At 71.8% G+C, this 21,608-nt stretch carries 14 protein-coding genes; 7 read left to right on the forward strand and 7 right to left on the reverse strand.

Features of this window, described 5'->3' with window-relative positions:
• Nucleotides 1-56: 56 nt before the first annotated feature.
• The 4 genes from BC793_RS13035 (at nt 57) to BC793_RS13050 (ending at nt 6,788) form a co-directional block, all read left to right on the forward strand.
• Nucleotides 57-1,406 carry a cation:dicarboxylate symporter family transporter gene (locus BC793_RS13035; protein WP_109592708.1) on the forward strand — a complete coding sequence of 450 codons (1,350 nt, stop codon included), beginning with the start codon at nt 57-59 and terminating at the stop codon, nt 1,404-1,406.
• A gap of 259 nt (nt 1,407-1,665) precedes the next feature.
• Nucleotides 1,666-4,968, forward strand: a complete 3,303-nt coding sequence (locus tag BC793_RS13040) for a toll/interleukin-1 receptor domain-containing protein (protein ID WP_158319237.1) — start codon at nt 1,666-1,668, stop codon at nt 4,966-4,968.
• A gap of 72 nt (nt 4,969-5,040) precedes the next feature.
• The gene (locus tag BC793_RS13045) at nt 5,041-6,018 is read left to right on the forward strand and encodes an ATP-binding cassette domain-containing protein (protein ID WP_109592712.1); all 978 of its coding nucleotides are present in this window, start codon (nt 5,041-5,043) and stop codon (nt 6,016-6,018) included.
• On the forward strand, nt 6,015-6,788 hold the full coding sequence (locus BC793_RS13050; RefSeq protein WP_109592714.1) for an ABC transporter permease: 774 nt from the start codon (nt 6,015-6,017) through the stop codon (nt 6,786-6,788). The genes BC793_RS13045 and BC793_RS13050 overlap by 4 nt, the downstream gene beginning before the upstream one ends.
• Here BC793_RS13050 and BC793_RS13055 read toward each other — a convergent pair.
• Entirely contained in the window at nt 6,762-10,172 is a 3,411-nt protein-coding gene (locus BC793_RS13055) for an AfsR/SARP family transcriptional regulator (RefSeq protein WP_239169971.1), read from the reverse strand. The genes BC793_RS13050 and BC793_RS13055 overlap by 27 nt on opposite strands.
• A gap of 250 nt (nt 10,173-10,422) precedes the next feature.
• Between BC793_RS13055 and BC793_RS13060 the strand changes: the two genes are divergently transcribed.
• Nucleotides 10,423-11,034 carry a hypothetical protein gene (locus tag BC793_RS13060; protein ID WP_109592716.1) on the forward strand — a complete coding sequence of 204 codons (612 nt, stop codon included), beginning with the start codon at nt 10,423-10,425 and terminating at the stop codon, nt 11,032-11,034.
• Here the strand turns inward: BC793_RS13060 and BC793_RS13065 are convergent.
• The 3 genes from BC793_RS13065 to BC793_RS13075 are packed head-to-tail and all read right to left on the reverse strand — an operon-like array spanning nt 11,016 to nt 13,509.
• Nucleotides 11,016-11,687, reverse strand: a complete 672-nt coding sequence (locus BC793_RS13065; protein WP_109592718.1) for a potassium channel family protein — start codon at nt 11,685-11,687, stop codon at nt 11,016-11,018. The two genes, BC793_RS13060 and BC793_RS13065, sit on opposite strands and share 19 nt — an antisense overlap.
• Nucleotides 11,680-13,014: a TrkH family potassium uptake protein gene (locus BC793_RS13070; protein ID WP_109592720.1), complete on the reverse strand. Its 1,335-nt coding sequence runs from the start codon at nt 13,012-13,014 to the stop codon at nt 11,680-11,682. Before BC793_RS13070 ends, BC793_RS13065 begins: the two co-directional genes overlap by 8 nt.
• A 12-nt stretch (nt 13,015-13,026) precedes the next feature.
• Entirely contained in the window at nt 13,027-13,509 is a 483-nt protein-coding gene (locus BC793_RS13075; RefSeq protein ID WP_239169972.1) for an anthrone oxygenase family protein, read from the reverse strand.
• 184 nt (nt 13,510-13,693) lie between these two features.
• Here BC793_RS13075 and BC793_RS13080 point away from each other — a divergent pair, with 184 nt between their 5' ends.
• Both BC793_RS13080 and BC793_RS13085 read left to right on the forward strand, forming a co-directional pair.
• Nucleotides 13,694-15,172, forward strand: coding sequence for a hypothetical protein (locus BC793_RS13080; protein WP_146246248.1), 1,479 nt, complete (start codon nt 13,694-13,696; stop codon nt 15,170-15,172).
• A gap of 248 nt (nt 15,173-15,420) precedes the next feature.
• Nucleotides 15,421-16,368, forward strand: coding sequence for a pectate lyase family protein (locus BC793_RS13085; protein WP_109592724.1), 948 nt, complete (start codon nt 15,421-15,423; stop codon nt 16,366-16,368).
• Nucleotides 16,369-16,428: 60 nt separating this feature from the next.
• Here the strand turns inward: BC793_RS13085 and BC793_RS13090 are convergent, their stop codons facing one another.
• Genes BC793_RS13090 through BC793_RS13100 form a run of 3 tightly spaced genes read right to left on the reverse strand, consistent with a single transcriptional unit; the run spans nt 16,429 to nt 21,546 of the window.
• Entirely contained in the window at nt 16,429-19,401 is a 2,973-nt protein-coding gene (locus BC793_RS13090) for an NACHT domain-containing protein (protein ID WP_146246249.1), read from the reverse strand.
• Between the two features lie 34 nt (nt 19,402-19,435).
• On the reverse strand, nt 19,436-20,467 hold the full coding sequence (locus tag BC793_RS13095) for an LLM class F420-dependent oxidoreductase (RefSeq protein ID WP_109592729.1): 1,032 nt from the start codon (nt 20,465-20,467) through the stop codon (nt 19,436-19,438).
• Complete coding sequence (locus tag BC793_RS13100) at nt 20,467-21,546, reverse strand: alcohol dehydrogenase catalytic domain-containing protein (RefSeq protein WP_109592731.1); 1,080 nt, start codon at nt 21,544-21,546, stop codon at nt 20,467-20,469. Before BC793_RS13100 ends, BC793_RS13095 begins: the two co-directional genes overlap by 1 nt.
• Nucleotides 21,547-21,608 lie beyond the last annotated feature (62 nt).

The raw sequence follows: 21,608 nt of genomic DNA on the forward strand, positions 1-21,608 counted from the left end.
ATGAACAGAATGAACGTAACGGTGAAAGCCGCTGAGACCCAGGCCACATTCTCGGCATGACTACCGCTACCGCCCCGGTGAAACGGGACCGCACCCACTACCTGTACCTGGCGGTCATCGTGGCCGTCCTCCTCGGCATCGCCGTCGGCCTGATCGTGCCGGACGTGGCGGTGGAGCTGAAACCCATAGGCACCGGCTTCGTCGACCTGATCAAGATGATGATCGCCCCGGTCATCTTCTGCACCATCGTCCTCGGCGTCGGTTCCATCCGGCAGGCTGCCAAGGTCGGTAAGGTCGGCGGCCTGGCCCTCGGATACTTCCTCACCATGTCGACCGTCGCCCTCGCCATCGGCCTGGTCGTCGGCAACATCATCCACCCCGGCTCCGGGATGCAGCTGGACGCCTCGACCGCCGCGGCCGGGCAGAAGGCGATCGGCACCGAACCCGCCAAGAGCACCGCCGACTTCCTGCTCGGCATCATCCCGGACAGCCTGCTCGCCCCGCTCGCCTCCGGCAACGTGCTCCAGACGCTGCTGGTCGCGCTGCTCACCGGGTTCGCCCTGCAGACCCTCGGCGACCGGTCGGAGCCGGTGCTGCGCGCGCTCGGCCTGTTCCAGCGGCTCGTCTTCCGCATCCTGGCGATGCTCATGTGGCTCGCCCCGATCGGCGCGTTCGGCGCGATCGCCGCGGTCGTCGGCGCCACCGGCACCGACGCCCTGGTCAGCCTGGCCCAGATCATGCTCGGCTTCTACGTCACCTGCGCGCTGTTCGTCTTCGTGGTGCTCGGTGCGCTGCTGTGGGCCGTCGCCCGGATCAACATCTTCAGTCTGCTGAAGTACCTGGGCCGGGAGTTCCTGCTGATCCTGTCCACGTCGTCGTCGGAGTCGGCGCTGCCCCGCCTGATCGCCAAGATGGAGCACGTCGGCGTCAGCCGCCCGGTCGTCGGCATCACCGTCCCGACCGGATACTCCTTCAACCTCGACGGCACCGCCATCTACCTGACCATGGCGTCGCTGTTCGTCGCCCAGGCGATGGGTGACCCGCTGTCGGTGAGCGAGCAGATCTCGCTGCTCCTGTTCATGATCATCGCCTCGAAGGGCGCCGCCGGCGTCACCGGCGCCGGCCTGGCCACCCTGGCCGGCGGCCTCCAGAGCCACCGCCCCGACCTCGTCGACGGCGTCGGCCTGATCGTCGGCATCGACCGCTTCATGTCCGAGGCGCGGGCCCTCACCAACTTCGCCGGCAACGCGGTCGCCACCGTCCTGATCGGCACCTGGACCAAGGAGTTCGACCGCGAGCGGGCCCATCTGGTCCTGGCCGGCGACGACCCGTTCGACGAGCAGACCATGCTCGACGACGACCACGGCGTCCCGGCCGCCCCGGCCGGCGCCCCGGCCGCCGTCTGACACCAGGTCACCCCGGGTACCCGGGGTGACCGCAGCCTCCTGAAACATCAGAGCCGCCACCCCGTCGCCTCCCCAGACGCGACGGGGTGGCCCGTTCTATGCGAAATGATCGATACAATGAAGGCTGTCCGGTCAGGTGACGGCCGGGGAGGCGGGCCGCGCGGGTGCTGGTGGCGCTCGTTTCCGGGCGCCGATTTCCGCCTGAGGGCTCCCGCGTGGAGAATCTGTCGGCGCTGACCATCGAATGCGGGGGCCCGGCATGACTTTCAACGGCTTCATCTCGTACAGCCACGCCGCGGACGGGCGGTTGGCGCCGGCCGTACAGCATGGTCTGCATCGGCTGGCGAAGCCGTGGAACCGCCGCCGCGCGTTGTGGATCTTCCGGGACCAGACCGGCCTGTCGGTGACCCCGACGTTGTGGTCGTCGATCCAGGAGGCGCTGGACGGATCGGACTGGTTCGTGCTGCTCGCGTCACCGGAGGCGGCACAGTCGCCGTGGGTGAACCGCGAGATCGAGCATTGGATCGCGACGAAACCGGCGAATCGGATCCTGCCCGTGGTGACCGACGGCGAGTGGCGGTGGGACCCGTACCGTGGCGACCTGTCCGCGGACTCGACGGCCGTGCCGGACGCGTTGCGCGGGGTGTTCGCCGAGGAGCCGCTCTTCCTCGACCTGCGCTGGACCCGGGACGACCAGAGCCTCAGCCTCAAGGACACCCGGTTCCGCGACGCGATCGCGCAGTTGGCGGCCCCGATGCACGGCCTCAGCAAGGACGAGCTGGAGGGCGAGGACGTCCGGCAGCACCGCCAGTCCCGGCTGCTGCGCCGGGGTGCCGTGGCGGCGCTGGCGTTGCTGACCGCTGTGGCGTCGCTGAGCGGCGTGGTCGCGGAACACAACGCCGACCGGGCCACCGCCGCGTCGGGCGAGGCCCAGCGGCAGGAGGAGCTCGCCGCGCAGGAACGGGGCAATGCCGGACGGTTCGCGGAGGAGGCCCGGCGCCAGCAGGAGAACGCCCGCGCGCAGGAAGCCCGGGCACACGCCGCCGCCGTGGAGACGAAGACCCAGGAGCAGCAGGCGCGGGAGCAGCGGGACGCGGCCGAACGGGCGGCGGCCGAGGCGAGACGGCAGCAGGAGAACGCGCGTAAGCAGCAGCAGTTGGCGAACCGGTCGCGGGCACTGGCCGAAGAACAACGGAAGGTGGCCCGGGAGCAGCAGGAACTCGCCGAGCAGTCGGCGCGGGAGACGGAAGGCCAGCGGCTCATCGCGGACCAACAGCAACGCCTCGCCGCGGAGGCCACCGCGGAGGCCGAGAAGCAGCGGGCCATTGCGCGGCAACAGCAGCGGATCGCCGAGGTGTCCGCGGCGGAGGCCCGCCGCCAGGGGGCCATCGCCCAGGAGAACGAACGAAAGGCGAAGCAGGCCGCCGAGGAGGCCCGCCGGCAGGAGGAGAACGCGGCTGAGCAGAAGCGGATCGCGCTCGGCCGACGGCTGTTCAACCGGGCCACGGCGACGCTCGGCAACGACCCGGCGATGGCGCTCCGGCTCGGGATCGCCGCGGAGAAGATCCAGCCCGGCGCCGAGTCCCGCGCCGAGCTCGCCCGCCTCGTCACCTCCACACGTAAGGTCGGCGCCATCGACGACGTGCTGGCCATGGCCTACGGGGCGAACGACATCATCGCCGTCGTCGACATCGACTACACCTTGTCGCTGTGGAGCGTGGCCGACCCGGCCGTGCCCGTCCGCCTCATCACCCTCGACGATTTCCCGGTCTTCCCCCTCCTGACCTTCGGCCCGGGCGGCAAGACCCTCGCCGTCGTCGGCGGATGGGACTTCCAGCCGGTTCTCCTCGACCTGTCCGATCCGGCCGAGCCGGTCACGATCAGCACGGTGCCCATGCCGGACGCTGCCCGTACGCCCGTCTTCAGCCCGGACGGGCGGACGCTCGCCGTCGGCGACATCGACGGGGTGTGGACCCTCTGGGACCTGACCGACAAAGCGAGTCCCGCGCGGCTCAGCCAGATCGCGGGCAGCCTGACGCCGCCCACGTTCAGCCCCGACGGCCGTACCGTCGTGACCGTCGGCACCGGCACGGTCTGGGACATCACTGATCGCACGCGTCCCACCGCTCTGGTCACGCTGGACGGCAGGTTTCGGAAAGCTGCCTTCAGCCCGGCGCGGCCGATCCTGGCCACCCATGACGCCGACGGAAATCTCTCGATCTGGGACACGAGCGACCCCGCCAAGCCGAAGAAGCTGTTCACGCAGGCGGTCCGCGCGGCCGACGTGACGTTCAGCAGCGACGGCCTGACCCTGGCCACCAGCGACAGAGAAGGGACGGCACGCCTGTGGGACATGACCGCGGACACGCCGGTCCACCTCGCCGATGTGGACAGCAACGACGGCGCGGCGCTGACCATGGCGTTCAGCCCCGACGGCCGGATTCTGTCCACCGGCGTGATCAACGGCGCACTGAGCCTGTGGACCGTCGAGGCGCACGGCGCACCACGGATCCTCGGCCGGGCAGCCGGTGAGAACCGGAACGGGCTGATGGCCGCCCTCAGCTCGGACGGCCGGCGCCTGACCACGGCACACGTCGACGGGACGGCGACGGTGTGGGACCTGTCGAATCCCGCTCACCCAGGCGAGCGGGCCACCGTACGAGTCGTTCCCGGGAAACTCCATGCGGCGGCGGTCAGCCCCGGCGGTGACATCCTCGCCGGCGTCGCCTGGCCGCTGGACGGCTTCGTGACCTTGACCGATCTCCGTGATCCGAGCGCGCCGGCGCCTCTCGGCACGCTGCCCGTCGGGCCCTTCGTCTCGACGCTGGCGTGGGGTCCGGACGGCCGGACGCTGGCCATCGGTCATGGATACGACGTGAACCTGTGGGATCTCACCGACCCGCGGAACCCGGTCCAGCTTCCCGATCTGCTGGGCGACGCTCTGGTCGGGCCGATCGCCTTCAGCCCCGACGGTGGCACCATCGCCGTCGCTGAGGACGAGACGGTCAATCTGTGGAGCCTGGCCGACCGGTCCAACCCGGTTCGGGCCGGGATCCTCAAGGGGCACTCCGCATTCGTGCGCTCCATGGCGTTCAGCCCGGACGGGCGGACCCTGGCGACCGGCAGCCAGGACAGGACGGCGGCGCTGTGGGACGTCGCCGGCCCGATCCGCCGCCGGCAGGCGATCCTGACCGGCAGCAGCACGATCATCGACGCGGTGGCCTTCACCCCGGACGGCCGCACCCTCGCGACCGGCACCAGGGATGCCGTGCTGGCACTCTGGGACGTGGCCGAGCCGTCCACCCCCCAGCGTGTCGGTGGGCTGAAGCGCGCCGACCTCAAGACGCGGTCACTGCTCTTCCACCCGGACGGGCACACGTTGGTCACCAGCGGCACGGACAACAGCGGGACACGGGCGGTTCTCTGGGACTACTCGGCCCTGAACACTCTGCGGGCGGCGCCTTCCCAGGCCGCCTGCGCCGTCACCGGTGGCGGCTTCACACCGGACGAGTGGGCGGCCTACGTCCCGGAGACGAAGTACCAGCCGACCTGTCCCCGCTGAGACAGCGGACTGTGCGGGCCGTGCCAGGCCGGTGTGCGCGCCGTGCCAGGCACGGCCGTCAGGCTCGGCGGCATGGGAACGGAAGATCTGGTGGTGCGCGCCGAAGGGCTGCGCAAACGGTTCGGGAGTACGCAGGCTCTCGACGGGGTGGACCTGCGGATGCGGCGGGGCACCGTGCTGGGCGTGCTCGGGCCGAACGGGGCCGGCAAGACGACCGCGGTACGGGTGCTGGCGACGCTGCTGCGCCCGGACGAGGGCACCGCGTTCGTGGCCGGGATCGATGTACTGAAGAACCCGCGGGAGGTACGCCGCAAGGTCGGGCTCACCGGCCAGTACGCCTCCGTGGACGAGGATCTGACGGGCGTACAGAATCTGGTGCTGATCGGTCGTCTGCTGGATCTGAGCGGGCGGGACGCGCGGCGCCGGGCCGACGAACTGCTGGCGTGGTTCGATCTGACGGAGGCCGCGCAGCGGCCGGCGAAGACGTACTCGGGTGGCATGCGCCGCCGCCTGGACCTGGCGGCGAGCCTGGTCGGCCGGCCTGAGGTGATCTTCCTGGACGAGCCGACGACCGGGCTGGACCCGGCGAAGCGCGAGGACATGTGGGGTGTGGTCCGCACCCAGGTGGCGAGCGGCGCGAGTGTGCTGCTGACCACGCAGTACCTGGAGGAGGCCGACGCCCTCGCCGACGAGATCGTGGTCGTCGACCACGGCAGGGTGATCGCGCACGACACCCCGGACGGGCTGAAGCGCAAGGTCGGCGGGCAGACGCTGCGGGTCCGGCCGGCCGATCCCACCCGGCTGCCGGACGTGGTGCGGCTGCTGGACCTGGTCGCGGCGCCGGGCACGTCGGCGGACCTGGACGAGGCCGCCGGGTCACGGCCGGGCGCGGCGTCGGTGCCGGTGGCGGGCGACGAGGCGCTGGACAAGCTGATCCCGGCGCTGCGCGGCGAAGGGGTCGAGGTGACCGAGCTGGCGCTGCACCTGCCGAGTCTGGACGAGGTCTTCCACGCGCTGACCGGGCGCACCAAAGCCGAGGAGCTGGTATGACGACGTGGGCACCCCCGATCGCCCGGCACAGTGCGGCCCTGGCCAAGCGCAGCCTGATCAAGACGATGCGCACGCCGGAGGCGCTGATCGACGTCACCATCCAGCCGGTGATCTTCCTGCTGCTGTTCACCTACCTGTTCGGTGGCGCGATCGCGGACGGCAACCGGCACACCTACCTGCAATTCCTCCTGCCGGGCATGCTGGCGCAGTCGCTGGCGATGGGTGGGGTGGCGCTCGGCCAGAACCTGAACGCCGACATCGAGAAGGGCGTGTTCGACCGGTTCCGGTCCCTGCCGATATCCCGGGCGGCGCCGCTGGTCGGGGCGGTGCTCGCGGACGTGGTGCGCTACCTCAGCGTCTGCCTGGTGATGCTGCTCTTCGGCTCGATCATGGGCTTCCGGGTGGAGACCGGGTTCTGGCCGGCGGTGGCCGCGGTGGCGCTGTCGATCGGGTTCGGGCTGTGCTTCTGCTGGATCTCGGTGTGGGTGGGGATGATGGTCCGCACTTCGGGCGCGGTGCAGGGTGTGATGTTCCTGCTGGTACTGCCGCTGACCTTCGGTTCCCCCGTGTTCGTGGCGACCGAGACGCTGCCGGGCTGGCTGCAGGCGTTCGTCGCGGTCAACCCGATCACGCCGCTGGTCAAGGCGATCCGCGGGCTGCTGACCGGCGGCCCGGTCGCCGGCCCGGTGACGACGACACTGATGGTCATGGCCGGGCTGCTGGTGATCTTCGTGCCGCTGGCGCTACGCGCCTACTCCCGGAGAGCCTGATCCGATGGCGAGCCGCGCGGGGTCGACGAGACTCTGCGCGGCCGACGCCTCCAGGTTCCAGCCGGCGGCGTACGCCTCCCCGAACCCCTCCTCGCCCAGCGCCGCCCGGGCCCGCGTGGCCACCATGAGCACGTCGAGGGCGGTGTGGTCGTGGGCGCCCCGCAGCCGGGCCGCCGCCCCGAGCAGTGCCGCCGCCTCACGGAGCAGGCCACGCTGCACGGCCAGGCCGGCGGCGGCGACCGCGACCAGGGCCAGGATCGGCATGTCCTGGGTCTGCACGGCCGCCGGGTACGCCATGGCCAGCGCCTTCCCGGCGGTGTCCAGGTCGTTCTGGTGCACCGCCAGGGTGGCGCGCACGGCGCCGACGATGGCGCATCCGTGATCGCCGCCGAGGAGCAGCCGCATGTCCTCCGTCTCGTCGCCGTCGATGCCCGCCTGGGCGGCCGCGCGACTGATCAGCTCGGCCGCGCGGTCGAGGTCGCCGAGCCAGATCAGCATCCCGGCTTCGAGGGCGTCGACGAGCAGCCGCATCTCGCTGGAGCCGGAGTTCCCGGCCCGGGTCCGGGCCTGGGCGACCGCGATACGGGCCTCGTCCGGTTCGCCGCGCCGCATGTGCAGGTCGGCCCAGCGCAGGTCGATGAAGATCTCGTCGGCGATGTCGAGGGAGCCGAACTCGGCGGCGAGGGCGCGGGCCGAACGCAGGTCGGCCAGCGCCCCGTCGAGGTCGCCGTCGTACTGCCGGATCAGCGCGCGCAGCGGCAGCACGGTGGCCTGGCCCCACCGGTCGCCGAGGGCCCGGAACTCGTCCAGGGCCGTCGCGGCGTCCCGTCCCATCTGCCCGACGTCGCCGTTGTTCTCGGCGATCTGGGCACGCATCATGTGCGCCATCGCGGACAGCCACCGGTCCGGTCCGTCGATCAGGCGGGTGATGCGCTGCTCGGCGAGGTCGTTGTCACCGGCGAAGTAGAGGATGAACGCGGCGATGGCCCCGGCCGGTCCGGGCAGCTCCGGATGGGTGGCGAGCCGGTCGGCGAGGGCACGGACGCGGACGCGGCGCTGGACGGCGGTCTCGGTCACCAGCCCCGGCTCGGTGCCGGTGCGGTTGAGGACGAGGACCGCCTCGGCACAGTCGGCGGCGACCGGGTCGACGTCACCGGGCACCGACAGCGCCGCCGACAGCCAGTAGGAGGCGTCCGCGTGCCGGCCGAACATCTGCCAGTACCAGCACAGGTCGAGGGCGAGCGACACCGCCGACCGGGCGTCACCGACGTCGCAGAAGTGGCGCAGGGAGGTCAGCGTGTTGTCGTATTCGGCGCGCATCGCCCGCAGCGCCTCCACCTGTGCGGCGGTGCGCAGACGGTCGTCGTACCCGGAGACCAGGCCGGCCAGATGCCGCGCGGCGAGATCCCGGACGGCGGCGAGGGCGCCCTGTTCGGCGAGACGCTCGATGCCGTACTCCCGGATCGTCTCCAGCATCCGGTAACGGCCGCCCGGCGCGAGCTGCAGCAAGGACCGGTCGACGAGGGCGGCGAGCAGGTCGGCGACGGGCGCGGTGCCGCCGCTGATCGCCGCGGCGGTGGCGACGGTGACGCCGCCGGGCAGCACGGCCACCCGCTCGGCGAGCACCCGCTCGTCGCCGGCCAGCAGGTTCCAGCTCCACGCGATCACCGCGCGCAGGGTCCGGTGGCGCGGCTGGGCGGTGCGGTTGCCGCTGGTCAGCAGGCGGAACCGGTCGGAGAGTCCGGCGGCCAGCTCGGCCAGGCCGAGGGTACGCAGCCGGGCCGCGGCCAGCTCCAGGGCGAGCGGCAGACCGTCCAGGCCGCGGACGATCCGCACCACGTCACCGACGGTGCGGTCGTCGACGGCGAAACCGGGCCGGACCGCGGCGGCGCGCTCGGCGAACAGCCGCACCGCCGGAGCACGTGCGGCATCGGCGGCGCCGGCGCCCACACCGGGCAGGCCGAGCGGGCCCAGCGGCACCAGCGACTCGCCGTCGACGGCCAGCGGCTCCCGGCTGGTGGCCAGCACGCGCAGTTGCGGACACCGGACGAGCAGTGCGCTGACCAGGTGCGCGACCGCGTCGATGAGGTGTTCGCAGTTGTCGACGACGAGCAGGATCTGCCGCCCGTACAGCCGCTCGGCGAGCACGTCGACGTCGCCTCGCCCGTCGGGCCGGACCCGGTTGGCGGTCTCGAACAGCGCCGACCCGCGCAGCCCGGCGGCCGCGACGACGGCGGCGCCGACCTTGGCCGGCTCGGTCACCGACGCGAGATCCACCAGCCAGACACCGTCGCGGAACCTCTCGGCCCGCCGTCGCGCGGCCTCCACCGCGAGCCGCGTCTTCCCGGCGCCGCCGGGCCCGAGCACCGTCACCAGCCGCCCGGCGGCGAGCAGCGCGTCGACCCGGCCGAGGTCGTCGGCCCGGCCGACGAAACTGGTCAGTGGTTCCGGCAGGTTGGTCGGCGGCGGGTCGGGATCATTCCCCGAACGCGGCGGTACGGTCGACGGGCCCCGCCCCGGCGCAAGAGGCGGTGTCCCGCGCAGCAGGAGAAGATGACGTTCCCGCAGCGCCGCCCCCGGGTCCGCGCCGAACTGAGCACCGAGCGCCGCCCGCACCCGCTCGTAGACGGCCAGTGCGTCCGCCTGCCGTCCCTGCGCGGTGAGCGCGTCGATGAGCAGCGCCGCGAGCCGCTCGTTCAGCGGGTGCTCGGCGAGCAGCCCGGTCAGCCGGGTCGCCGCCCGCTCGGCCAGTCCGAGGGCGATCTCCGCCTCGGCCAGGTCGGCGCCCGCCTCCACGACGGCCTGGCCGAGCCGCACCGCCTGGGCCGGTGCCACCTCCGCCAGTTCGGGTGCGATGGTCCCGGGGCCGGTGCCGATCGGCGCGGGCCCGCGGCCGGCCGCCGCGGTGTCCCGGCCGCCCGGGACGGACGTGACCGCGCCGGCGGGGGTCACGGCCGCTTCGAAGGAGCCGGTGGTGAGGGCCACGGCCGCACCGAGCGGTCCGGCCGCGCCCGCCGGGTCACCGGCCCGCAGGCTCTCCCGCCCGGCCGCGGCGAGCCGGGCGAAGCGGTTCACGTCGACGTCGTCCGGCTCGACGGCCAGCCGGTAACCACCCTCTGCCTGAGTGACCGTGTCACCACCGCCCAGCAGCCGCCGCAGCCGGGAGATCAGCGACTGCAGCGCGTTGACCGGGTCGGTGGGCTGATCCTCCGGCCAGAGCGCCTCGACGAGCAGCCCCGGCGCGACCGGCCGTCCACCGGCGACGGCCAACCGGACGACCAGCCCGCGCACACGGGCACCGGTCATCGGCAGCTCAGCACCGCCGCGGGTCACCCGCAGCCCGCCGAGCAGCCCGACGCTCAGCCGGTCGGAGTCCACTCTCACGCCAACGATCCTCCCGCGTGGCGTCCACCCGCCGAAATCGGGCCGTCGTCCGGCGTTCTCCGCTGCCGGGCCGGGGTCCTCCCGGCAGCAGGGGCGACGGCCCCCTCGGCGCACAGGATGACCGCGGTGGGCCGGATCGCCGGTCGGCTCGCGGAGTTCGTGACCGGCGGGGCCGAGAAGAGCGACCGGATCGGCGGTACTCCGGCGATCGGACCTCGGGGCGGCATCCCGGCTGCCTAGCCTCGACGGCATGCGAACGATCATTCTGGCAGTCACCGCGGCCGTGGCCGTCGTAGTTCCGGGCGGTCCCGCGTCGGCCGGACCACCGGCCCTCACCGACTTGCGAGCGGCGCTGCTCACCGGAGCCGAGGCCCCCACCGGCTACCGGCTCATGGAGACCCCGCGGAACATATCGCTGCCGATCCCGCGGAACCGGACCCTGTGCAGCGACGACACGGCGCCGGACGGCGGGCCGGAGACCACCGTGGTGATGGAGAGCTTCGAGGAGGACGACGGCACGTCCGTCCTCCTCGGCATCGCCGCACCCGGCGCGTTCAACGCCCGCTCGTTCGTCACGGCGATGGAGAGGACGCCCGTCCGGTGCCCGAAGGATGACCTTTCGACGCTGACCCCGCTGACCCCGCCGGCCCTCGGCGATGCCGCCGCCGGTTTCCGGGACGTCAGACCCTCGGTCCACGGGACATCGTCCGAGTCCACGGTCGTCGCGGTGGCCGACGGCGACCTGGTGGTGCTCTTCGAGATGAGTGGGGGCGACGAGTCCGACCGGGCCGAGGTCACGCCGTTCCTGACCGCGACGGTACGCAAGCTCGACCGGATCCCGGATCAGTTCTCGGCGGCGTAGGCCTCGACCTTCGCGGTGTCGCCGGCCACGATCAGGACCGCGTTGTCGGGGACGACGGTCTCGGGTCGTGCGTACACGAAATCCTCGCCGGGCCGTTTGGTGCCGACCACGGTGACGCCCCATTTGGTGCGCAACCCGATGTCGGCGAGGGTGCGGCCGGCGGCGCCGCGCGGCGCCCGGACCTTGGCGATGGCGAAGCCGTCGTCGAACTCGATGTAGTCGAGCATCCGCCCGGAGATCATGTGGCCGACCCGCTCGCCCATCTCCGACTCGGGGAAGACGACGTGGTCGGCGCCGACCGACGACAGGATCTTGCCGTGTTTGACGCTGGTCGCCTTGGCCCAGATCTCCGGGACGCCGATCTCGGTGAGGGTGAGCACGGTGAGGACGCTGGTCTCCAGGTTGGTGCCGATCGCGACGACGGCGCGGCCGAACTCGTGCACACCGAGCTGGCGCAGCGCCTCCTCGTCGGTGGCGTCGGCCTCGGCGACCTGGGTGAGGCGGTCCGACCAGTCCTGGACGATCCGCGGGTCGGCGTCGATGCCGAGCACCTCGTAGCCGAGTTCGAGCAGCGTCTCGGCGACGGCCCCGCCGAACCGGCCGAGGCCGATCACCGCGATGTGGGCGCCTTCGGGCAGTTTCTCGTCAGCCAACGAGGGGTCTCTCCTCCGGGTAGCGGTAGTGGCGGCGCCGGGTGTTCAGCGCGATCGCCGTCCCGACCGCAATGGTGCCGACGCGGCCGACATACATCAACAGGACCAGGACGAACTGCGCGGACGGCGGTAGGCCCGGGGTGATGCCGGTGCTCAGGCCGACCGTCGCGAACGCCGAGGTGACCTCGAACAGGGCCCGGTCGAACGGAACGTTCTCGGTCAGTGCGTCCAGGGCCACGGTACCGACGGCGATCAGCGCGACACCCATCAGGGCCACGGTGACGGCCTGCCGCTGGGTCTCCTCGGCGATCCGCCGTTTGCGGATCACCACGTCCGGTTCGCCGCGGATCTCCGCCCAGATCACGTAGCCGAGCAGCATGAACGTGGTCAGCTTGATGCCACCGGCGGTGCTGGCACTGCCGCCGCCGATGAACATCATCCCGTTGGTGACGGCGATCGTCTCGCTGTTGAGCTGTCCGAGGTCGACGCTGTTGAAGCCACCGGACCGGGTCATCACGTCCTGCGTGAACGCGGCCAGGATCTTGCCCGGCGTGCTCAGCCCGCCGAGCGTGCCCGGGTTGCGCCACTCGAAGACCAGGAAGACCAGGAACCCGACGGCCGTCAGCAACAGGCTGCCGGTCACCGTCAGGAAGGTGTGGGTCGACCAGGTCCCGGCGGTACGCCACTCGCGCGCCAGCTCGAACAGGACCGGGAAGCCGATCGACCCGGCCATCACGCCCAGCCCCAGGGACAGGCAGATCCACGGGTCCGTCACGAACCGCACGATGCTGTCGGAATAGAGGGCGAAACCACCGTTGTTGAACGCCTGCACCGCGTGGAAGACCGCCTCCCACAGTGCCCGGCCGAACGTGTAGTCGTAGGCCAGCCAGAACCGCAGGGTGAGCACCACGGCGACGAGGCTCTCCGCGACCAGCATCACCAGTGCCACCCGGCGCAGCACCCGGGCCGTGTTGCCGCCGGCCAGCCCGGCGCTCTCCGCCTGGGCCAGCAGCCGCCCGCGCAGGCCCAGACGGCGCGAGACCAGCAGGCTGAGCAGCGTCGCCAGGGCCATGATGCCGAACCCGCCGATCTGGGTCAGCACGGTCAGCAGCACGTGCCCGAACGTCGACCAGTAGCCGGGTGTGTCGACCACGGCCAGCCCGGTGACACAGACCGCGGACGTGGCGGTGAACAGCGCGGTGATGAACGGGGCGTGGCCCGGCTCGGCCCGCGCCGCCGGGAGCATCATGAGGGCGGTGCCGACCGCGATCAGGGCGAGGAACGCGAACGGCACGATACGGGCCGGGGTCCGCCAGGGTGATCGCACCGATGAGTCATATCACCCGATGTGCGCACCGTGCTCGACGAGGGCCCACGCCGCGGCCCCGAAGGCGCCCGTACTGGTGACCGTGCGCACCAGATTCCACCGCACCCACGGGGTGAAGAACTCCGCCCGCTGCCGCTCGGGGTCGGTGCGGGCCGCGGCGCCGAGCCGGTCGAGACGGTTGTTGAGCGGGATGTTCGCGGCGAACGTGACGGCCAGGGTCGCGGCGTAGAGGACCAGGGCGATCAGGAGCGGCCCGGCGACGTCCGTACGGTCCCGGTTCTGGAACACGGCGATCGCGGTGCACACCAGGGCACCGACGAAGATCAGCCCGAAGAGCGGGTTCTGGATGGCGACGTTGATGTGCTGCATGGCGTCGACGGCGGAACGGTCCGCGGCCCGGCGCAGACCCGGCATCACCGAGCCGGCGTACGCGTAGAAGAGCCCGGCCATCAACCCGAGGGTGAGGACGGCGAGCAGCAGGACTGCGGTGCGCAACGGATCTCCCGTCGTACCGATCGGCTGGTCTGCGAACCGGACGGGCGGTCCCGTCCGTGCCGTGACGGTACGATGCGGGAACAAACTCCGCCGCCCCGCCCCGGGCGGTGCGACGGTTGACACGTTGCGGTCGGTGACCGGATTTCATCTTCGCCGGTTATCCTCCTCCGCCGGGGAGGACAACATGAAACTCGCACGGGGAATGCTTGCGGGCATTCTGGTCACCACGCTCGGTGCCGGGCTCGCGGCATGTGGGCCGATCGGGGTGCCGGAGTCGCGGCTCGTGGAGCCCGGAGGCGCCTACGAGTCCGGATTAGACGACATGGTCCGATTCAATGTGCCCGCCGGGGGAGGCCGGGGCGACATCCGCGTCAGTTTCGGCGTGGAGCCGCTGCCCGCCGACCGCCCGGCCCCACCCGGGATCATCACGGTCGGTGACATGGTCACCGTCGATCTGCGGGGCGACGTCACCAGGGCCCGGATCGCCATCGACTACGCCGAACTGCCGGCCGGGGTCCGCCCCGAGATGCTCAACGTCTTCGCCTGGTCCGCCGACCTCGGTGGCTGGGTGCCGCTGACCGCCTCGGTCACCGACGCGGTCGACCGCACGGTCGCCGGCGACACCGCCCTGTTCGACAGCTTCGTGCTCGGCACCTGGCGGCTCGGCACCGACGCGGCCGGCGACTCGATCACCACCGACAACGGCGTGGTGCTGCCGGTCAAGGCGGGCACCGACCGGACCTTCTGGGCGTACGCCCGGGCCGCCGCCGCCGCCTCCCTGGCCGACGCCGTCGAGCACCTCAGCGGGCCCCCGGAAGAACTGGTCTGCGAGCCACGGGCGGCGAACACGACGGTCCAGGTGGCCTCCACACCGGCGGGCCGGTTCGACGCGTGTGTGCTCGCCGGCACCGGCTCCCAGCAGATCCGGGTCCGCAACCGGCTGCCGTTCCCGATGCTCCTCCAGCTGCCGGCCGACGGACGGGTCCGCCCGCTCATCGACACCCAGACCACCGCCGACAGCCCGGACGCGCTCGACGGCATCCGGGACACCCTGCTCACCTACCTGACCGGCGCCGTCGCGGTCGGCGGCGGGCAGACCGTCACCCTCGAACTCCAGCCCGGCGCGGCCGGCCCGGTCCGGCTCACCGGCCGCCTGGACTGGTCGGTGGTCGCCCTCGACACCGGCCTCCGCCAGCTCGACCTGCTCCTGCCCAACAGCCAGGCGCTGCGCCCGCGGACCGCCGAGGCACTGCTGCTCGCCCACGCCGAGCACGGGGCCGCGGCCCGCGACGCCCTGGCCGCCGGCGACCTCGGCGACCCCGCCGTGCAGAACCTGCTGCGGGCGACCGGCGTCACCGGCGCGGACCGCAGCATCGCCGACGTGTTCCAGTTCAGCTCGTGCGTGCTGGACCGTACCGCCACCGCCGCCGGCGCCAGCCAGGACGTGCTGGTGGCCCTGCGCAACGCCGGGCCGACCGTCATCTCGTTCACCACCGACTGCCTGAACACGATCTACGAGAAATACCTGCCGGAGAGCAGCCGGTCGGCCAAGGCGGTCTCGGACACGCTGAAGGGCGCCACCGGAGCGATCCGCAACGCCGTGCCGAAGGCCGACCGCAAGCGCGGAACCGGGCAGGTCACGGTCACGCTGACGCCGCGCTGACCCCGGGCCGCGGAACGCCCCAGCCCGTCCCAGATCGGACGAGCCGGGGCGTTCCTGCGTTTGTCGCCCGCTTGTTGCAGAAATCCTGCAAACGGATTTGTCTTCACATCTCATCGAGGCTGTGCTTTTCTGAGGCTCGGGAGCGCTCCCCTATCCCCCTTGGTCCGCGACCCGGGCGCCACGATACGAACGATCCCCACGTTCGCGCCCTCTCGCGGATTTCTCGCTACCTGAAAAGGAGCACAGAAATGCGCCGAATTCATCGGCTCATGCAGGGCGCCGTCCCCCTCGCCCTCATCGGTGCGGCACTCGCCGTGCCCGCACCGGCCTCCGCGGCGATCACCGACCTCGTCGGCTGGGGCACCCAGAACGGTGGCACCACCGGCGGTGGCAGCGCCGCCACCACCACGGTGACCAGCGCATCCGCCCTCACCACGGCGCTGGCGTCCACGGCGGCGGCCAACATCCGGGTGTCCGGGACCATCTCCTGCTCCGGCATGTTGCGGGTCCGGTCCAACAAGACGATCATCGGTAACTCCGGTGCGTCGATCGTCGGCTGCGGATTCAACATCAACGGTGACCGCAACGTCATCATCCGCAATCTGTCCTTCCGGAACTGGAACGACGACGCCATCAACGTCCAGGAATCGGCCACCAACATCTGGGTCGACCACAACAGTTTCAGCAACGGTTACGACGGCGCCGTCGACATCAAACGCGGTTCCGATTTCATCACCGTCTCGTGGAACCGGGTATTCAACCACGACAAGTCGATGCTGCTCGGGCACAGCGACGGCAACGCCAGCCAGGACGTCGGGCACCTGCGCGTCACCTACCACCACAACTGGTTCGACGCGTCGACCCAACGGCATCCGCGGGTCCGGTTCGGCAACCCGGTGCACGTCTACAACAACTACTACAACAGCAATTCCGGGTACGGCGTAGCCAGCACCGAAGGCGCCGGGGTCCTCGTCGAGGCCAACTCGTTCGAGAACGTCGACGACCCGTTCCACCTGGGTGAGGGCTCCTCCGACGCCGGGACACTGGTGGCCCGCAACAACCTGCTCGTCAACTCGGGCAGCGGGCAGACCGGCGGCTCGGTCGCGTCGATCCCCTACTCGTACACGGCGGACGCCGCCGCCAACGTGAAGTCGATCGTGACCGCCAACGCGGGCGCAGGCCGCATCAGCCTGTAGACCCGTCCCGCACCACGGCGTCCTCCCCCGGCACCTGTTCCCCGGGGGAGGGCGCCACCCTCAGCCCAACGCCCGGAGGATCCCCTCGACCTCAACGGCCGGCAGGCGGACCGAGTCGGCCTCCAGGGTCTGCCGGAAGATCAGATGACAACGGGCCCGTGCAGCCAATACTCCGACATCCGCGTTCCAGACCCGCAGTGCATGCGCTGCCCGCCGGTGGGCGACCACCAGAGCTTCCAGGTCGGCGCCCTCGCTGCGGTCCATCAGCAGGAGCCGGACGAGCGTGGCGGCGACCGATTCGAGCTCGCCCGGCTCGTGCTCGACGAAGGTGGCCATCGCCGGCCATCCCCATCCGCTCAGGATCGGGTCGGCGGCATGGCGCAGCACGTCGTCGCTGAAGGCACCGGACAGGTCCATCATCGCCAACGCCGGGACCAGCGGGAAATCGGTGCTGAAGCTGTCGGCGACGCCGGTACCGGAGAATTTCCAGCTCGGGCCGAACTGGTTCGACCAGCGTGGGTCGACGGCCGCGGCGGTGGGTTCGTCGGTGAACTCCAGGATCAGGTCGCGGCGTTCGTCGCCGGCCCAGGTGCGCGTGACGTGGATCGGGACGAAACCGTCGAGGAGCATGCCGCCGGGAACCGCGGCGCGCCACTGCAAGGCGGTGTCCCGTAGCCAGCTCGCCGGGTCGCGGGCGTGCAGGTAGAGGTCGGAGGCGCGGACCTGGCCGCCGCACGCGAGGGTGAGCAGCATCAGGTTGAAGGAGTAGGTGGCCATCCAGTGGTCGATGCGTTTGTCGACGGGCTGGTAGGTGCCCTGGGTGTGGGTCGGTCTGGTCACGGCGACCCGTAACTTCTCCAGGAGCCAGTCGCGGGAGTCGGGTGTGAGCATCCGGCGCAGGAACGGGACGACCGTGCTGCGGGCGCACAGCGGGGTGAACCCGAGCAGCGACTGGAGCAGGGTGTCGTCCTCGGTCGCGCCCAGGCGGACGGTACGGGCCCGGGACAGGGCCACCCCCTCGCGGACCGCCTGGACCACGAGACGGGCCACCAGGTATTCGCCGAACGTGGCGTGCAGGAACTCGTACGTCTGGCGGGTCTGGTCGTCCTGGACCGCCTGGGTGCGCTGGATGAAGAAGAACCGGCCGACCATCTCCTCGCCCGCGCTGAAGGCGCGCTGGAAGCCCTCGGTCCGCGGGACGCCGGACGGGCGCAGACCGAGGCCGGTCAGGTCGGCGTCGAGTTCCGCGGTGGTGGCCCACAGGCGCAGCCGGTGGAACATCGCGAACGCCACCACCGACAGGCGCAGCAACTCCTCGTCGACCTGGGCCCGCCGCTCGTGTTCGGGCAGGTGGGTGCCGTGGACACGACGGACCTCGCGCTCGGCGAAATCGTGCAGGAGACGCTCGTAGAGTTCGCCGGTGCCGAAGTCCTCGGCGTCCTGGAGCCCGTTCGCCCCGGCGTCGTAGAGGGCCAGCATCAGCAGGAGCAGCGGCTGGGTGGCCAGGTCGGGGAAGCGCAGGACGACCTCCCGGGTGAGTGGCCGCCGCCCCGTCCCCGCCCAGTACCGTGCGTTGGCCGTGTTCCAGAACTCCAGCCAGCGGTCCACCTGCGGTTCGTCGAACGGCTCCAGCCTCACGACCAGACCACCGGCCGGGACACGGGCCCGGTCGGCCACGGCGACCCGGCTCGTCACGATGACCGCGGCGGGGCGGCCGAGACGGGCCTCCCGCTGCTGGAACGCGGCCACCCGCTCCAGATAGTCGGACTGGTGCACCCCGGTCGCCTGCAACAACTCGTCCAGGCCGTCGAGCAGGATCACCGGCATCGCGGCGTCCGCCGACCCGGCCAGCTCGGCCCAGGCGACGGTCTCGCCGATCGCGCCGCGCAGCGCCTGCTCGATCTGGTCCTGGATGGACGCCTCGGCCCGCACCTCGCGCAGCGCCACCCGCACCACGAGGTAGTCGGCGGCCGGCAGCCGGGCGGCGAGGATCCTGGTCAGCGACGACTTGCCGCCGCCGGGCTGGCCGAGCAGCACCAGCGGAACGACGGCCGCCTGCGGGGTGGTGAGATAGGTGGCGAGGAACGTGTCGAAGTCGGTGCGGGCGTCGGCCCCGTTCCACCAGTCCTCGTCGGCGGGCCGCAGGCCGGGGCCGCCCGGCATCACCCGGAACCGTGGATCCAGGTAGGCGGCGGCCAGGCTCGGCACGGTCAGGTCGTCGGCGTCGCCGCCGAGGATCGGCTCGCCGAGTTCGGCGCGGTAGATACGGGCCAGCGCCGCGCGATGGCGGGCCGGATCGCGGTGTGAGGTGGCCTTCAGCAGAGCCGTCTCCAGGCCCTCCAGGCCGCGGGACACCGCCCGGGACTCGAATCGGGCCAGCCAGATGCCGAACTCGGGCACGTCCTGGACCAGTCGGCGGACGGTGTCCTCGTAGTGGTCGGCGGCCAGTTGCGGCAGGCGCTCGGCGAGCAGCGCCGCGACGGCACGGCGGGCCCGGTCGTCGGCGGTGTCCCAGGCCGCGAGGCCGGTCAGGTGGCCGGCCATGTGCCGGCCTCGGTCCGCATACCAGACGGCCAGGTCCGCGAGGAGACGATCGCCGGTGCGGTCCGGGCCCGGGGCGGGGATGCCGGCGTCGAGCAGGCGGGCCGGCCAGGAGCCGTCGGCACGGGCGGCGGCCAGAAAACGGAGCTGGTCGTCGCGGGTGAAGTCCGGGTTCGCGAGTCCGGCGGTCTGGAGGCAGTCGTCCAGCGATACGAAGAATGACGAGACGACCAGGACACCGTGCGCGGCGTGCAGGCGCCGGGTGCGGTTGTAGCGGCCCTGGTCGCGTACCACATCGGTGATCTTCTCGGCCACCAGATGCCCGAGCCGGATCGCCTCCGTCTTGGCGTCGAAGAGGCTGACGGCAGCCTCGCTGCCGCCCGCGGTCGCCACCGCGAGCACTCCGCCGAGCAGGTTGTCGGCGGCCTTCATCAACGGCCCGGAGCCGCCCAGCAGCTTGACGGCATCGGTGTAGGTCAGACCCTGGGCCACGGTCCCCACTATATGGACGGTCGTAGCGGGGGAATCACGGGAGGAGAGCGCGAAGTGCGGCGACCTGTTTCACCCGCTCGGCGCGGGTGGTGGCCAGCGGGGACGCCAGCAGGGTGGTGACGCCGGCGGCGGCGAGGGCGTCCAGGCCACGCCGGAGGTCGTCGGGGCGGCCGACCAGGGACGTCGCGGTGACCAGGTCGCCGGGGACGGCGGCGATCGCCTCGGCGCGCCGGCCGGACAGGTAGAGGTCCTGGATGCGGGTGGCCTCCTCGCCGTACCCGTAGCGGCGGACCAGGTCGTTGGAGAAGTTGCGGCCGCGGGCGCCCATGCCGCCGAGGTAGAGCGCGAGCTGGGCGCGGTGCCGCACGAGCAGGTCGGGGTCCGGATCACCGACGGCGAACGGTACGGGCACGCTCACGTCCAGCGGTCCCAGTGCGGGGTCGCGCCGGGACCGTCCGTCGGCCAGCGACTCGCCGAAGACCCGGTCGGCGGATCTCGGGTCGAGCCAGAGTGCCTGCCATCCCTCGGCGATCTCGGCGGCCAGCGCCACGTTCCGGGGGCCCATCGCGGCCAGCAGGATCGGGACGCGTGGCCGTACCGGATGATTGATGATCTTCAGGGGTTTGGCGTAGTCACCGGGGAGCGGGATCCGGTAGTGGGTGCCGTCGAAGGTGAGGTTCTCGCGGCGCCAGACGCGGCGGCAGATCTCGACGATCTCGCGGGTCCGGGCGACCGGGGCGTCATATCGCACGCCGTGGAACCCTTCGATGACCTGGGGGCCGGACGCGCCGAGGCCCAGGTTGAACCGGCCGCCGGACACGTAGTCGAGTCCGGCGGCGGTCATCGCGGTCAGCGTTGGAGTGCGAGTGTAGAGCTGCATCACACCGGACGCCAGATCCATGCCACGCGTACGGGCGGCCAGGTAGCCCAGTTGGCTGACGGCGTCGAAGCTGTACGCCTCCGGGACGACGACCAGGTCCGCGCCGGCCTCCTCGAACTCGACCACCTCGTCGACCGCGTCGGCGAACCCCTCGCCGCTGTAGCCGAGCTGGATCCCGAGGCGCATCAGTCGTTGATGATGACTTGGCGGATGACGTCGCCGCTGCCGAGGGCCGCGAGCGCGTCACCGGCCTGGTCGAGGCGCAGCCGCCGGCTGATCATGCCGTCGATGTCCAGGCGGCCGGCGCGCCACAGGGCCAGCAGGCGGGGGAAGTCGCGGTGCGGGTCGGCCGAGCCGTACAGCGAACCGATAATCGTCTTGCCCTCGAAGAGCAGCTCGAACGGGCTGAACTCGACGGTGTCCTCGGCGCGCCCGGCACCGACGACGACGACCTGGCCGCCGCGGCGGGTGGCGCTCCACGCGGTGCGCAGCGTCTGGGGCACGGCGACCACGTCGAAGGCGTGGTCGAAGCCCTCCGGCATCACCTCGGCCTGGAGGTCGCCCAGTTCGTCGGGGGTGGCGGTGTGGGTGGCGCCGAACCGGCGGGCCGCCTCGTGCCGGGCGGGCACCGTGTCGACGGCCATGATGTGCGCGGCTCCGGCGAGCCGGGCGCCCTGGATGGCGGCGATGCCCACGCCGCCGCAGCCGATCACGACGACGCTGTCTCCGGGCCGCACCCGGGCCGTGTTGATCACCGCGCCGACGCCGGTGGTGACGCCGCAGCCGACCAGGGCGGCCACCTCGTACGGCACGTCGTCGTCGATCTTCACGGCGCCGGCCCGGGGCACCACCATCTCCTCGGCGAACGAGCCGCATCCGGCCATCCCGAAGATCTGGAGGTCACCGGCGGCGAATCGGGGGATGACGTAGCCGGCCATCACGTGGGTCATGCACAGGTGGTCCTCGCCGCGGCGGCAGTGGGTGCAGACGCCGCAGGCGGGCAGCCAGTTGACCGCGACCCGGTCGCCGGGGGCGAGGTCGTCGACGCCGTCGCCGACCTCGATGACGTCGCCGGCCGCCTCGTGGCCGAGGACCGCGGGCACCGGCTGGGGCAGGGCGCCCCGCAGGGCGGACAGGTCGGAGTGACAGACGCCGGCGGCGCGGACCCGCAGGCGCACCTCGCCCGGCCCGGGGCCGAGGACCGTCACGTCGTCACGAATGTCGAGTTTCTCGTCCCCGATCGTGTGCAGAACCGCCGCGCGCATCCCGGCACCCCCTCGAAAATTAGAACGCGTTCTACGCTAACCACGAGCCTGGTACCAAGCAA

The sequence above is a fragment of the Actinoplanes xinjiangensis genome (assembly GCF_003148685.1).
Taxonomy (GTDB): Bacteria; Actinomycetota; Actinomycetes; order Mycobacteriales; family Micromonosporaceae; genus Actinoplanes; species Actinoplanes xinjiangensis.